The sequence below is a fragment of the Desulfovibrio sp. SGI.102 genome, assembly GCF_050314315.1.
Classification (GTDB): Bacteria; Desulfobacterota; Desulfovibrionia; order Desulfovibrionales; family Desulfovibrionaceae; genus Desulfovibrio.
The window spans coordinates 1-13343 of the sequence record NZ_JBNPNC010000058.1 but is presented as its reverse complement, the minus strand read 5'-3'; the positions used below and the strand labels follow the sequence as shown (position 1 = coordinate 13343).

At 63.3% G+C, this 13343-nt stretch carries 13 protein-coding genes; 11 read left to right on the top strand and 2 right to left on the bottom strand.

The window, feature by feature from the left end; translation table 11 throughout:
- Nucleotides 1–656 precede the first annotated feature (656 nt).
- From ACQRCJ_RS10700 to ACQRCJ_RS10680, 5 genes are read left to right on the top strand one after another with little or no spacing between them, the layout of a single operon-like run.
- Nucleotides 657–1427: a DUF4198 domain-containing protein gene (locus ACQRCJ_RS10700; protein WP_303956054.1), complete on the top strand. Its 771-nt coding sequence runs from the start codon at nt 657–659 to the stop codon at nt 1425–1427.
- A gap of 56 nt (nt 1428–1483) precedes the next feature.
- Nucleotides 1484–2122: a cobalt transporter CbiM gene (gene cbiM, locus ACQRCJ_RS10695; RefSeq protein ID WP_427799777.1), complete on the top strand. Its 639-nt coding sequence runs from the start codon at nt 1484–1486 to the stop codon at nt 2120–2122.
- Nucleotides 2119–2775, top strand: a complete 657-nt coding sequence (locus tag ACQRCJ_RS10690) for a cobalamin biosynthesis protein CbiL (RefSeq protein WP_168935304.1) — start codon at nt 2119–2121, stop codon at nt 2773–2775. Before cbiM ends, ACQRCJ_RS10690 begins: the two co-directional genes overlap by 4 nt.
- Nucleotides 2776–2784: 9 nt before the next feature.
- Nucleotides 2785–3555, top strand: a complete 771-nt coding sequence (cbiQ, locus tag ACQRCJ_RS10685; protein WP_427799776.1) for a cobalt ECF transporter T component CbiQ — start codon at nt 2785–2787, stop codon at nt 3553–3555.
- Nucleotides 3540–4301 carry an energy-coupling factor ABC transporter ATP-binding protein gene (locus tag ACQRCJ_RS10680; protein WP_303931520.1) on the top strand — a complete coding sequence of 254 codons (762 nt, stop codon included), beginning with the start codon at nt 3540–3542 and terminating at the stop codon, nt 4299–4301. Before cbiQ ends, ACQRCJ_RS10680 begins: the two co-directional genes overlap by 16 nt.
- Nucleotides 4302–4549: 248 nt before the next feature.
- Here the strand turns inward: ACQRCJ_RS10680 and ACQRCJ_RS10675 are convergent, their stop codons facing one another.
- Together ACQRCJ_RS10675 and folK are read right to left on the bottom strand one after the other, a co-directional pair.
- Nucleotides 4550–4843, bottom strand: coding sequence for a transcriptional regulator (locus tag ACQRCJ_RS10675; protein ID WP_168935302.1), 294 nt, complete (start codon nt 4841–4843; stop codon nt 4550–4552).
- Nucleotides 4844–4922: 79 nt separating this feature from the next.
- Nucleotides 4923–5435: a 2-amino-4-hydroxy-6-hydroxymethyldihydropteridine diphosphokinase gene (folK, locus tag ACQRCJ_RS10670; protein WP_304026557.1), complete on the bottom strand. Its 513-nt coding sequence runs from the start codon at nt 5433–5435 to the stop codon at nt 4923–4925.
- A gap of 75 nt (nt 5436–5510) precedes the next feature.
- Between folK and xerD the strand changes: the two genes are divergently transcribed.
- The 6 genes from xerD to ACQRCJ_RS10640 all read left to right on the top strand — a co-directional run bounded on the left by xerD (nt 5511) and on the right by ACQRCJ_RS10640 (nt 13330).
- Nucleotides 5511–6449 (top strand): site-specific tyrosine recombinase XerD, encoded by a 939-nt coding sequence (xerD, locus tag ACQRCJ_RS10665; protein ID WP_006005039.1) that lies wholly within the window; start codon nt 5511–5513, stop codon nt 6447–6449.
- A complete protein-coding gene (locus ACQRCJ_RS10660; protein ID WP_303868206.1) occupies nt 6449–9130 on the top strand; it encodes a CBS domain-containing protein in 2682 nt (893 codons plus the stop codon). Before xerD ends, ACQRCJ_RS10660 begins: the two co-directional genes overlap by 1 nt.
- 62 nt (nt 9131–9192) lie before the next feature.
- Nucleotides 9193–9675, top strand: a complete 483-nt coding sequence (locus ACQRCJ_RS10655; RefSeq protein ID WP_168935299.1) for an HIT family protein — start codon at nt 9193–9195, stop codon at nt 9673–9675.
- Between the two features lie 25 nt (nt 9676–9700).
- Nucleotides 9701–10141, top strand: a complete 441-nt coding sequence (locus ACQRCJ_RS10650; protein ID WP_168935298.1) for a lipopolysaccharide assembly protein LapA domain-containing protein — start codon at nt 9701–9703, stop codon at nt 10139–10141.
- 77 nt (nt 10142–10218) lie between these two features.
- Entirely contained in the window at nt 10219–12939 is a 2721-nt protein-coding gene (mutS, locus tag ACQRCJ_RS10645; RefSeq protein WP_427799775.1) for a DNA mismatch repair protein MutS, read from the top strand.
- Nucleotides 12932–13330, top strand: coding sequence for a DnaJ family domain-containing protein (locus tag ACQRCJ_RS10640; RefSeq protein WP_168935296.1), 399 nt, complete (start codon nt 12932–12934; stop codon nt 13328–13330). Before mutS ends, ACQRCJ_RS10640 begins: the two co-directional genes overlap by 8 nt.
- Nucleotides 13331–13343: the final 13 nt, after the last annotated feature.

The window sequence follows — 13343 nt, the reverse complement described above, 5'->3', positions numbered from 1 at the left end:
ATGGCGCGCCTCCGCACGGCGCGTCTGCCTGCCCGATCCCCCAGCGGCAGGACTTCCCTTCCGCAATTTTGCCGGTGGGGTCCCTGGTTGTCCCCGGTACAGGCCGGGGAGCTTTGGCTGTGGGGGGAAGATGTAAGGAAAGCACGGCGGGCAGAGGAGAGCGGATGCCCGTCTGGGGGGATGCACACCGTTTTGCGGGGGAAAAGCGCGGCTTTCCCGCCTCTGTCCTGATGGCTGGTGAGCGGAAACAGGAGGGCTGGGGTGTCGGGTGGCACCGACACGGGGCGACCGCTCTCCCTGCCCCCATCCTCGATACCCCTCAGGTCATGGCGGTCGTTGCCTCAGGGGGCGGATGGCGCGGCGGCGGGCAGGCAGACGTTGCGGCGCCTCCAGGCCTGATCCGCCGCTTCCTGCGCCACAGTGCAAGACTGCGGCAGCCCGTCGGTACACCTTCGCCTTTTGCAACGGTGGCTGCGGATCAGCACGGCACCGGGGAAACAGTTTGAGCGGATGGACCTCGTGTCGCAAAAACTGCGCGGTCGCATGGCTGACTTTTTGTGTTGCTATTTTTTTGAAAATCGTGTTACTCGTGGACACCTGGACAACAGCAGACGGGGGATCCTCCCCCAGTACACGAACTCCAAGGAGAAAGCAGCATGTGGAAGACAGCGTGCACGGCATTTGCCCTGCTCATCTGCCTCACTGGTCAGGCTGAGGCCCATTTTGGCATGATCATCCCGTCCACCTCGACGGTGATGGAAAAAAAGGACGCATCCCTGACGCTGGATGTTTCGTTCTCGCATCCCATGGAGATGCAGGGCATGGACATGCAGCGTCCCAAGGCCCTGACTGTCACGGTGGACGGCAAGACGGAAGATCTTGCATCCTCGCTCAAGCCGGTTTCCATCATCGGGCATCAGGCCTGGCGGGCGGGATATAGCATCAAGCGGCCCGGCGTGTACCAGTTCGCCATGGAGCCTGCCCCTTATTTTGAGCCTGCGGAAGACTGCTTCATCATCCACTATACCAAGACCGTGGTGGCGGCCTTCGGCGAGGAAGAAGGATGGGATGTCCCTCTGGGGCTGAAGACGGAGATCGTTCCTCTGACCCGTCCTTTTGCCAATTACAGCGGCAATGTCTTCCAGGGGTGCGTGCTGCTGGACGGCAAGCCCGTGCCCGGTGCCGTGGTGGAAGTGGAATACTACAATCGTGATGCCGCGTATGCGGTCCCCAATGCCCATTTCACGACCCAGGTGATCAAGGCTGACGAGGAGGGCGTCTTCACATACAGTGTCCCCTGGGCGGGCTGGTGGGGCTTTGCCGCCCTGAACACGGCCGAGGAAAAAATGGATCACCAGGGCTCGCCCAAAGACGTGGAGCTGGGTGCGGTGATCTGGATGGATTTTACGGCGCCGCTGAAAAAGTAGGCGCAAACTGATGTCAGCACGGCAGCGGGTCTGTCCGCTGCCGTGAAGGAAAAACGATGCACATCGCGGAAGGTGTTCTTTCTCCGGCTGTCCTGGGGGGCGGCGCTGTCCTGGCCCTGGCGGGGACGGCACAGGGCCTGCGCAGGCTGGAGTATGACCGTCTGGTGACCGTGGGGATCCTGTCGGCTGCTTTTTTCGTGGCTTCGCTCATCCATGTGCCGGTGGGCCTGGCCAGTGCCCATCTGGTGCTCAACGGACTCGTGGGTGTCCTGCTGGGCTGGGCGGCCTTTCCGTCCATCCTCGTGGCCCTGCTGCTCCAGGCCCTGCTGTTCCAGTTCGGCGGCATCACGGTGCTGGGGGTCAATACCTTTACCATGGGCTTTGCCGCTGTGGCTTCCTGGTATGTCTTCCGGGCCGTCTGCCGTCTGTGCCCCGGCATGGGAGGCGCGCGCGCGGGCGCCTTTATGGGCGGAGCCCTGGGGGTGGCCCTGGCCGCCGTGCTGACGGCGCTGGCGCTGGCATTTACGGACGAGGGCTTTTGGCTGGCGGCACAGCTTTTGCTGCTGGCGCACCTGCCGGTCATGCTGGCAGAGGGGCTGGTCACCATGTTCACGGTCTCCTTCATCATGCGCGTGCGCCCGGAGCTGCTGGGCATGGCCCCGGTGCAGCCGGATAACGGACAGGAGGATGCATGAGCTCTCTTACAAGGATCTGTGCGGGGGGCCTGTGCCTGATGCTGCTCCTCGTGTTTGCCGGGGCCGCGCAGGCGCACCGGGTCAATATCTTCGCCTGGCTGGAAGGGGAGACCGTGCGGGTGGAATGCTCTTTCCGCCGGGATTCGCCGGTACGGCAGGGGACGGTCATCGTCTTTGACGCGCAGACCGGCAGGGAACTGCTGCAGGGCAGGACGGACGGGCAAGGGGCGTTCGCCTTCCCGGTCCCCGCAGTCGTTCGCCAGGGGCACGGATTGCGTATCCGCATCCTGGCCGGGGAAGGGCATCAGAACGAGTGGCAGATGGATGCTGCTGAATTTTCCAGTCTGCTGCCTGCTGCCGGGACGGGGACGACGGTGCCGGTGGCGGAAGACGGGACAGGGGCCCCTTCAACCGGACCGGCCGCGGATGGCGGGAGCGGAGCGGCTGCTCCGGCCGGCGTGACGGCGACCCTGAGCCGCAAGGATGTGGAAGCGATCGTCGATGCGGCGCTGGACCGGCATCTGGCCCCTGTGCGGCGTGCCCTTGCCGCCAGCAGCGAAGCGGAGCCCGGCCTGCGGGACATCGTGGGCGGTCTGGGCTGGATCATGGGCCTGGTGGGCATCGGACTGTACTTTTCCCGGCGCCGGCCCTAGCATGATCCGATGTTTGACCAGCCTTTTGTCCGGGATTCCTTCATCCGGCAGATCGATCCGCGCATGCGCGTGCTGCTGGCCGTGCTGCTGGCCGTGGCCCTGGCCCTGCTGCGGCAGGTGACGGCCTGCTGCCTGGGCCTGGGGCTGGGCTGCGTCCTGCTGGGCCTGGCACGGGCTCCCCTGCGGCCCCTGTGGCGGCGCCTGGCGGCAGTGAACATGTTCATCCTGTTCCTGTGGCTGGTCACGCCCTGGACGACGCCCGGGACAGTGGTCTGGCAGTGGCATTTCATCCAGGTCAGCAGGGAAGGCCTGTACCTTTCCCTGCTGGTGACACTCAAGTCCAATGCCATTGCCTGTGTTTTCCTGTCCCTGGTGGCCACCTTGCCCGCCGCGACGCTGGGCCATGCCCTGGAGCGTCTGGGCTGTCCCGACAAGCTCGTCTTCCTGTTCCTGTTCACCGGCCGCTATATCCATCTGCTGGCCGCGGAATGGGAGAATCTGGTGACGGCGGCCCGCCTGCGCGGGTTCCGGCCGCGTACGGACCTGCATACCTACCGGACAGTGGCCTCCTTGCTGGGGCTGCTGCTGGTGCGCAGCCATGAGCGTGCCCAGCGTACGCATGAAGCCATGCGCCTGCGCGGTTTTTCGGGACGTTTTCATTCGCTGGACAGCTTTTGTCTGCGTCCGGTGGATATCTGTTTTGCGCTGGCCACGGCATCCTGTCTGGCCTGCATCCTGTGGACAGAAGCAGGAGGGAGCATCCTGTGGGCCGATCGGTAAACGCTGAGGAAAGTATTTTCAGTCTGGAAAAGGTGGATGTGACCTATTCAGGCACGCGCGGGCAGCGTCCTGTCCTGCATGATGTCTCATTCACGCTGGCCGCCGGTCAGCGGGCGGGTCTTTACGGGCCCAACGGCAGCGGCAAAACGACCCTGTTCCGCTGCATCACCGGGCTGGTGCGTCCCGGCAAGGGGCTGGTACGCTTCCACGGAAAGGCCCTGGATGATGAAAAGGACTTCCATGCCCTGCGCTGCAAGGTGGGCTTTGTGCTCCAGCATGCCGAGGATCAGCTCTTTTTCCCCACGGTCCTGGAGGATGTGGCCTTCGGGCCGCTCAATCTGGGCCTTTCGGCGGCGGAAGCCGCGGAACAGGCCCGGGCCACACTGCGGCGTCTGGGCCTGGCCGGTTTCGAGCAGCGCCTCACGCACCATCTGTCGGGAGGGGAAAGGAGACTGGTGGCGCTGGCCACGGTACTGGCCATGGAACCGGAGGCCCTGTTGCTGGACGAGCCCACCAATGATCTGGACCAGGAGGCCCGGCAGCGGCTCATCGACATTTTGTGCGACCTGCCCACGGCCCGGATGGTCATTTCCCATGACTGGGATTTTCTTTCCCGTGTCTGCGGGGAGTACTGGACGATCCGGGAAGGACGCCTGCTGAGCTGCGCGCCAGACGTCCGGCATAGCCATGAGCATGTCCATCCGCTGGGCGGGGAGCCGCACTGGCATCTCCCCATCACGGATTGAAGGGGAACTGCCCAGGGCCCGGTCACGGGGCTCCGGGCAGTCCATATCTGGGGACCTGCCGCCGCATGGACGACAGGGAAGGGAGCGTCGGAAACGACGATTTTATGATTGCCGGGAGGCATCGTGCAGGGAAGAGGAACGGGCGTCCCTCCCCGGGGGGGCTTTCCCGCGGGCGTGGGGCCCCGCTGTCCGTCCAACGAAAAAGCCCGTGCGTTGACGGGCTTTGCGATGGGGATGAACAATGCCGCTCAGTCGCGGGGCGGGAGCTCACGGCCGCCTTCCTGGAGACGTTCCAGGAATTTGTCGCGGCATTCGTAGCTGCAGAAACGGTAGACCTTGTCGCCGTCGCGCACGGAGATATTACCGTCCACGGAGACATAGGTGCCGCATTCAGGGTCTTTGACCATTTCGCCGGCAGCGACCTTGCGCTCGACTTCAGCGGCCTGGTCTTCGGCGTTTTCCTTTTTCTTCTTCAGAAAATCATTGGCAAACAGTCGGTACAGGACGTAAACGGCCAGACCCAGCACAAGCCATTTCCACATATGGTCGCTCTCCTTCTCCTGCGTAGAGCAGGGTCTCATTCTTTATCGCAACCCAGGATAGCATAAGAGTTTTTGCGCGTCACTGAAAAATTCTCTGACCTTCCTGTCGATACTCGAGCCCGGCCAGCCATTGCGCCGGGGTACGTCCGTGGATGCGGCAGGCGGCGCCCACATCACAAAGAGGGATGAGGACGAAGGCGCGCTGGCACATGCGCGGGTGGGGGACGATGCTTTCCGGCGCGTCGCACTGGCTGTCCCCAAAGAGCAGCAGGTCCATGTCGATGCAGCGCGGTCCGAAGCGCAGGGCCGGATCGCTGCTACGCTGTCTGCCCAGCTGCTTTTCCTCCGCCAGCAAGGCCCGGACGAAGCTTTGCGGGGTCCAGTCGGTCTCCAGCTCCATGCGGACGACCTGATTGTGGAACCAGGGCTGATCCGCATAGTCCTGCGGCTCGGTCAGGTAGATGCCGGAGAGCGCATCCACCCGGGCACGGGGCAGGGCACGCAGCCGCTCCACGGCCAGGGAGAGCATATGGGCGGCATCGGGAGTGTTGGAACCCAGACAGACAAAAACGGTGATGGTCGGTGCAGTCATGGCCTCCTTGTAGACATTTGCCCGGATGCTGTCAAAAATCTTGCCCAATCCGTCCAAGGCAGCTAGCATGATGACATGACGGAAAAAAGTGTATTGCCTGAGGCGACGGAGCGATCCCTGCAGATCCTGAAAAAACAGATCCCGGCCTGGGGGGAATACCTGCTGGCCCAGCGGGGCCTTTCCATGCGTACGGTGGTCTCATACCGGCAGGATCTGGAAAATTTTTTTCTTTTCCTCGACGAGCTGGACGCCGGCGACAAGACCAGCCTCGATGAACATGACCTGTTCCTGTATCTGGCCTGGCTGCGAGCCCGGAAGAATGCGGGACGCACGCTGGCCCGGCGCTTGTCGGCATTGCGCGGCTTTTTCGAGTACACGGTGGAAGAAGGCCTGCTGGAGAGCAATCCCGCCAGCCTGCTGGAAAGCCCGCGTCTGCCCCAGTATCTGCCGGAAGTCCTGAGCAAGGCCGAGATGGACCGCTTGCTGCAATTGCCGGACATGCGCGAGAAATGCGGCCGTCGTGACCGCTGCCTGCTGGAGATGCTCTATGCGGCGGGCCTGCGCGTCTCGGAGGTCTGCAACCTGCTGGTGGCGGATGTGGACATGCAGCGGGGGCTGGTGCTGGTGTCGGGCAAGGGCGCCAAGGACAGGCTCGTGCCGCTCCATTCCCTGGTGCTCGATCTGTTGCAGCAGTGGTTGTCCTTCTGGCGTGACGACTTTTCACCCCAGAGCCGCTACCTTTTCCTCAACCGTTCCGGCAAGGGCCTGAGCCGCCAGTACGTCTGGAAGATGGTCAAGAAATACGCCTTGCTGGCGGGCATACGGCGCTCCATCTCGCCGCACACCTTCCGCCATTCCTTTGCCACCCACCTGCTGGAAGGCGGGGCTGACCTGCGGGCCGTACAGCTTTTGCTGGGCCATGCCGACATCAGCGCCACCGAGATCTATACCCATGTGCAGGCCGAGCGCCTCCATGCCCTGCACAGGCAGTTCCATCCACGGAGTCAGTCGTAATGTCCGCATCTTCTCCCCGGATCCTGGTCACCTGCCATGCCAATGCCGATTTCGATTCCTTTGCGGCCATGCTGGCTGCCCACTTCCTCTACCCCGGCAGTCTGCTGCTGTTCCCCGGGACGCAGGAGCGCGGCCTGCAAAAGGTCGTGGCCTCGCTGGATGCCAAACGCTACCATCTGACCGAAAGTGCCGACATCCCCTGGGACGAGATCACGCATCTCGTGCTGGTGGATACGCGCCAGCGGGAGCGTGTCCGGCATGTGTCGACCCTGCTGGACAGGGAAGGGGTGACCGTCGAGGTCTGGGACCATCATCCGGCCTCGTCCGAGGATGTCCCGGCCCAGACGAGCCATGTGGAGACCGTGGGCTCGGTCACGGCCCTGCTGGTGCGGGAGCTGCGGCAACGGGGGATCGTGCTGGAAGCCGCGGACGCCACCCTGCTGGGGCTCGGCATCTACGGGGACACGGGCTCTTTCACCTACAGTTCCACCACGCCGCTGGATTTTGAAAGTTCCGCCTGGCTGCTGACCCAGGGCATGGATGTCAACGCCATCAACGAGATGGCGGCCCATGAGCTGACCAGCCTGCATGTGCGGGCCCTCAACAGTTTGCTGGAATCGGCGCGCGTCTACCATATCAACAATGAGCCGGTGGTCATCGCCGAGGCCTCCATGGAACACTACCTGGGGGATTTTGCCTATCTGGCCCATCGGCTGATGGAGATGGAGAAGTTCACGGTGCTTTTTGCCGTGGGCCGCATGGAAGACCGGGTGCAGGTGGTGGCCCGCAGCCGCAGCGATGCCATCAATGTGGGCCGCATCTGTGCGGAGCTGGGCGGGGGCGGGCATGCCTATGCCGCGTCGGCCTCCATCCGCAACCTGACCCTCAACGAGGTCCATGACGCCATCGTGCGCAATCTGCACATGCAGGCAGGGCCGGAAAAGACCGCCAGCGATTACATGTCGTCCCCGGCGGTGGGGATCGAGTCGGACCGCAGCATGCGTGAGGCCGATACCCTGATGATGCATTTCGGCCTCAAGGCCGTGCCTGTCTTCAAGCCCGGGACACGCCGCTGCATCGGCATCCTGGATGCCCAGACGGCTTCCCGCGCCACCAGCCACAAGCTGGGCGACCGGCCTGTGGACGACTACATGCGTCGCAATATCAAGAGCCTGGCCCCGGATGCGCCTTTGCGGGACATCTCGTCCATCATCGTGGGCGGCCGGCAGCGTCTGGTGCCCATCGTGGACAAGGATCTGGTGGTGGGGGTTGTGACCCGCACGGACCTCATCAACGTCATGACCTCCGAGCCCGGTCAGGTCCTGGACTATCAGGAAAACAACTCGCGCGAGCGCAATGTGGCCAAGTTGCTGCGTGACCGTCTGCCCGCACGGGTGCGCCATTTGCTGGAGCTGGCGGGCCGTCTGGGGCAGCGGCTGAACATGCCTGTCTATGTGGTGGGCGGCTTCGTGCGCGACCTTTTGCTGGACCGGCCCAACCATGACGTGGATTTCGTGGTGGAGGGCGAAGGCGTGGCCTTTGCCCGGGCCCTGGCCGCCGAACTGGGCGGCCGTGTGCGTGAACACCGCAAGTTTTTGACGTCCATGGTCATCTACCATGACGAAGACGGCCTGGAACAGCGCATCGACGTGGCCACCGCGCGCCTGGAGTATTACGAATCCCCGGCGGCGCTGCCCACGGTGGAGCTTTCGTCCATCAAGATGGACCTGTTCCGGCGCGACTTCACCATCAATGCCCTGGCCATCCGCCTGGACTGCACGCCCTACGGGCAGCTGGTAGACTTTTTCGGCGGGCAGCGTGACATCAAGGAAGGCGTGCTGCGCGTGCTGCACACCCTGAGTTTCGTGGAAGACCCCACACGCAGCCTGCGGGCGGTGCGCTTTGAACAGCGGTATGGCTTCCATATCGGGCCCAGCGCGGAAAAGCTCATCAAGAACCTGCTCAGCCTGCATATGCTGGACAAACTGTCCGGAAAGCGTATCTTCAACGAATATACCCACATATGTGACGAAGACGATCCCGCGGCCTGTTTCGAGCGCCTGGATGGGCTGGGCCTGTTGCGGGCTCTGGGGCCCTCCCTGACCCTGACGCCGAGCAAGCGCCAGATCCTGCAGCAGGTACGTTCCATGCTCAACTGGTACCGCCTGCTGTATTTCGATGAGAGCGTCGAGAACTGGCTGATCTACTTCCTGGCCCTGGGACACCGGCTGAACTATGCCGAAGTCTCCGCCAATTTCGCCGCCCTGGGGCTGCCCGAAGGACGCAAGCAGGAGATCTTGCAGCAGCGGGAGTCCATGCGGCATGTGCAGCCCAAGCTGGCCCGCTGGCAAAAGGCCTTTGAGGCCGGAACAGGCAGGATCAGCGAGCTGTATCTGCTGCTGGAAAAGTTCTCGCTGGAGTTCCTGCTCTACATCATGGCCGGTGTTGAAGACAGCGGGCTGCAAAAGAACCTTTCCCGTTACATCACCCAGTGGCGCCGTGAAAAGCCGGATATCGACGGCCGGGATCTGCGCGACATGGGCATCGCGCCGGGACCGCTGTTCGGGCGCATCCTGCGGGCCGTACTGGTCGGCAAGCTGGACGGAGAGACCCCGGATGCGGACAGCCAGCGTCGTCTGGCGCTGGACATGGCCCGGCAGGAAGGCGTATTTCCTAAATAAAAGAGCGGCGTTCAGGGCAGGACTTGCCCTTGAAGCGCAAGCCGTGTATTGAGGAAAAGAAAATGAAACAATTGTGGACGCCCTGGCGCATCGAGTACATCCTTGGCCCCAAGCCGGACAGCTGTGTTTTTTGTCTTCCCGAAAGCAGGGATGAAGACGAGGAGCGGCTGGTCCTGTACCGGGGCAGGCATGCTTTTGTGATCATGAACAAATTCCCGTACAGCAACGGGCATATCATGGTCTGTCCCTATCGGCATGTGATGGCGCTGGCCCAGCTTGAAACGGATGAGACGCACGAGATCATGGACCTGATGCAGCGCTGCACGCTGGTGCTGCAGGAACATTTTCACTGCGAAGGCATCAATATTGGCCTCAACCAGGGGCAGGCTGCCGGAGCCGGTATCCGGGAACATCTGCACTTCCATCTCGTGCCGCGCTGGAACGGGGATTCCTCCTTTATGGCCGTGATGGATGAAGTGCGCACGATCCCGGAACACCTGCGCAGCAGCTATGCTCATCTGAAGCCGTATTTCGACAGGTTTTGAACACCACCGCGCAGAGGAGGAGACTATGCGCTATATAAAGGTCCTGTTACTTGTTCTGCTGATTTTCTTCAGTCTGGTCTTCTTCTTCCAGAACCAGACGGCCCTGTCGACGGCCATGACGCTCAAACTCAATCTCTTCTTCGTGCCTGAGATGACGTCCATCCCGCTGCCGTTCTACTTCATCGTCATCGTGGCCTTCTTCGTGGGCGCCCTGCTGGCGGTGGCCCTGCTGCTGTGGGACAAGATGCACCTGACGGCCCGTTACATGAAGAGCAAGTGGCGTGTGTCCGCTCTGGAACGTGAAGTGGCCAAGTTGAAGAAGAGCCTGGACGGTGAGACCGCGCGCGGCGATTTCCTCCGCAAGGTCTCCCAGGAAAAGGCCCAGGCCATCGAAGCCGCTCCCGCCAAGGAGAAGGCCGAGGCCAAGCCGGAAGAAGTGACCGCTCCCGATCCTGACAAGGCCTAGTCCCTTTCCCCCGCGCATCAGGCGCATTTTTCTGCAGCGGCGTCGTCCTTGGATGGCGCCGCTGCGCAATTACGCATATGGCAGAAAAAACTCCCAAGCTGACTCCCATGTTCGAGCAGTACCTGCGCATCAAGGCCGACTACCCTGATGCGCTGCTGTTCTACCGGATGGGCGACTTTTACGAGCTTTTCTTCGACGATGCCGTCACCGCGGCCCGGGAACTGCAGATCGCCCTGACCAGCCGCAGCCGGGACACGGAAAACCCCGTGCCCATGTGCGGTGTGCCCTGGCATGCCGCACAGGCCTACATCGCCCAGCTCATCGACAAGGGCTTCCATGTGGCCATCTGCGACCAGACCGAAGACCCCAAGGCCGCCAAGGGGCTCGTGCAACGGGCCGTGACCTGCGTGGTGACGCCCGGCACCGTACTGGAAGACGCCAACCTGGACGCCCGCAGCCACAATTATCTGGGAGCCGCTTTCTGGGAGGGACACAACGGGGCCTTCGTCTGGGCGGACATCTCCACGGGCCAGTGGTCCGGCATGGAGGTGAAGCGCCTGCCCGAGCTCTGGCAATGGATCCAGAAGCTGGCCCCGCGCGAGCTGCTGGTGCCGGACGACAAGGAATTGCCGCCCAAATGCCTGCTGGAAGGCGTGCGCCTGCTGCGTCGCCCCGTGGCCGGTTTCGACGCCCGCAAGGCCGAACGCCGTTTGCTGGAAGCCCAGTCCGTGCAGGAACTGGCAGCCCTGGGCCTGCAGAACAAGCCCTGCCTCGTGCGGGCCTGCGGCGCGCTGCTGGTCTATCTGGAGCAGACCCAGAAGCGCCGTCCCGAGCATCTGATGCCCTTCCAGCCGCTGGACCTGGGCCGTCACATGCTGGTGGACGACGTGACGGAACGCAATCTGGAGATCTTCCAGCGCCTCAACGGCCGCAAGGGCAAGGGGACCCTGCGTCATGTGCTGGACGATACCATGACGCCCATGGGCGGCCGCCTGCTGGAAGACATGCTGCGGCATCCGTGGCGCGAAGCGGCCCCCATCCTGGCCGTGCAGGACGCCGTGGCCCTGCTGCACGATGATGACAACCGCCGGGCCCTGTTGCGGGAAGCCCTGAAGGACGTCTATGACCTGGAGCGCCTTTCCACGCGCGTGACGGTCAACCGGGCCACCCCGCGGGATTTCATCGCCCTCGGCAACAGCCTTGCGGCCCTGCCTGCCGTTCTGGCGGCATTGACGCAGCCCCTGGATGGAAAATATCCGCTGCCCGGGCAGGAGAACGGGGAGGACGCGCCCCGTGTCATCCATGAGCTGCTCAAGGGCTGGGACGATCTGGCCGACTGTGCGCATCTGCTGCGCAGCGCGCTGGTGGACAGCCCGCCGGTAGTCATCACGGACGGCGGCCTGTTCAAGGCCGGATACAATGCCGAGCTGGACCGCCTGCTGGATCTGGTGGAGCACGGCGAGCAGAAGCTGCAGGAAGAGCTGGCCCGCGAACAGCAGGAGACCGGCATCGCCAAGCTCAAGCTGGGGTTCAACCGGGTCTTCGGCTATTATTACGAATTGAGCAAGGCCGCGCACAGCGGGCCGGTACCGGAACATTTCATCCGCCGCCAGACCCTGGCCAATGCCGAACGCTTCACCACGCCCGCCCTCAAGGAGCTGGAAGAAGCGCTCCTTTCCGCTTCCGAAAAGCGCAAGACGCTGGAATATCAGCTCTATCAGGATCTGCGTACCTTCATGGCCCAGCAGCGGGAGCGCATCCTGCACATGGCGGACGTCATCGCCCATCTGGACTACTGGCAGAGCCTTGCCGAGGTGGGACGCCGTAACGGCTGGTGCCGTCCCGAACTGGACGGCAGTGCCGACATTTGCATCGAGGAAGGCCGCCATCCGGTGGTGGAAGCCATGATAGGCGCGGCCAATTTCGTGCCCAACAATATCACGCTGGATGCCCGGCGCCGCCTGTGCCTGCTCACCGGCCCCAACATGGCGGGCAAGTCCACGGTGCTGCGGCAGGTGGCCATCATCTGCCTGCTGGCGCAGACCGGTTCCATGGTCCCGGCCACACGGGCGCGCCTGGGGCTGGTGGACAGGCTGTTCTCGCGTGTGGGCGCTTCGGACAATCTGGCCCAGGGGCAGAGCACCTTCATGGTCGAGATGATGGAGACGGCCCGTATCCTGCGGCAGGCCACCAAGCGCAGCCTGGTCATCCTGGACGAGATCGGGCGCGGCACCAGCACCTATGACGGTGTTGCCCTGGCCTGGGCCGTGGTGGAAGATCTGGCGGCCCGGGCGCATGGCGAAGTGCGCACCCTGTTCGCCACCCATTATCACGAGCTGACGGCGCTGGAAAAACGCGTGCCCGGCGTGTTCACCATGAATATCGCCATCCGGGAATACGGGGGCGACATCCTCTTCCTGCACAAGCTGGTGCCCGGCCCTGCGGACCGCAGCTATGGCGTGGAGGTGGCCCGCCTGGCAGGCGTGCCTGCGCCGGTGGTGCAGCGGGCACGGGCCATCCTGGCGGAACTGGAGCAAAGCCGGGGCGAGGGAAAGCGCATGTCGCCCCAGACGGAGACGCTGGCGCTTCCCGGCATGGAAAAGCGGGTCGCCCGCGAGGAGCCCCCGTCTTTGCCCATCGACATCCCTGCCGCACCGGCCGCCGGGCCGCATCCGCTGGTCCTGCTGCTGCGGGACCTGGATCCCGAGGAGCTCTCGCCGCTGGCGGCCCTCAAGCTGATCATGGAGTGGAAAAAGCTCTGGGCCGATGCTCCCGATACGGAGGAAAAACATGTCTGAGGTCAGTCCCTGGTCCGTCATCCAGTCCATTGCCGAGCGCCGTATCGAAGAATCCATGGCCAAGGGCGATTTTGATGACCTTCCCGGCCGGGGCAAACCGCTGGAACTGGAAGACGACAGCCATGTTCCCCCGGAGCTGCGCATGGCCTACAAGGTGCTGCGCAACGCAGGCTGTGTGCCGCCGGAACTGGCCGAGCGCAAGGAGATCAGCAATCTGGCCGACATGCTGGAACATTGCGAGGACGAGCAGGAGCGCGTGCGCCAGATGCAGAAGCTGCGGTTCATGATCCTGCAGGCCCGCATGAAGCATCAGCGTCCCCTGAACCTTGATGACGACACCTATTACGACCGCCTGCTGGAGCGGCTTTCCCGGCACGACAGGAAAAAATAGCGTCTTCTGTTTC

Coding starts and splice junctions, on each gene's coding strand:
- ACQRCJ_RS10650 (WP_168935298.1), top strand. CDS start 9,701: ATGCGCTATATAAAGGTCCTGTTACTTGTTCTGCTGATTTTCTTCAGT.
- ACQRCJ_RS10700 (WP_303956054.1), top strand. CDS start 657: ATGTGGAAGACAGCGTGCACGGCATTTGCCCTGCTCATCTGCCTCACT.
- cbiM (WP_427799777.1), top strand. CDS start 1,484: ATGCACATCGCGGAAGGTGTTCTTTCTCCGGCTGTCCTGGGGGGCGGC.
- ACQRCJ_RS10675 (WP_168935302.1), bottom strand. CDS start 4,843: ATGTGGAAATGGCTTGTGCTGGGTCTGGCCGTTTACGTCCTGTACCGA.
- cbiQ (WP_427799776.1), top strand. CDS start 2,785: ATGTTTGACCAGCCTTTTGTCCGGGATTCCTTCATCCGGCAGATCGAT.
- mutS (WP_427799775.1), top strand. CDS start 10,219: ATGGCAGAAAAAACTCCCAAGCTGACTCCCATGTTCGAGCAGTACCTG.
- ACQRCJ_RS10655 (WP_168935299.1), top strand. CDS start 9,193: ATGAAACAATTGTGGACGCCCTGGCGCATCGAGTACATCCTTGGCCCC.
- ACQRCJ_RS10660 (WP_303868206.1), top strand. CDS start 6,449: ATGTCCGCATCTTCTCCCCGGATCCTGGTCACCTGCCATGCCAATGCC.
- xerD (WP_006005039.1), top strand. CDS start 5,511: ATGACGGAAAAAAGTGTATTGCCTGAGGCGACGGAGCGATCCCTGCAG.
- folK (WP_304026557.1), bottom strand. CDS start 5,435: ATGACTGCACCGACCATCACCGTTTTTGTCTGTCTGGGTTCCAACACT.
- ACQRCJ_RS10640 (WP_168935296.1), top strand. CDS start 12,932: ATGTCTGAGGTCAGTCCCTGGTCCGTCATCCAGTCCATTGCCGAGCGC.
- ACQRCJ_RS10690 (WP_168935304.1), top strand. CDS start 2,119: ATGAGCTCTCTTACAAGGATCTGTGCGGGGGGCCTGTGCCTGATGCTG.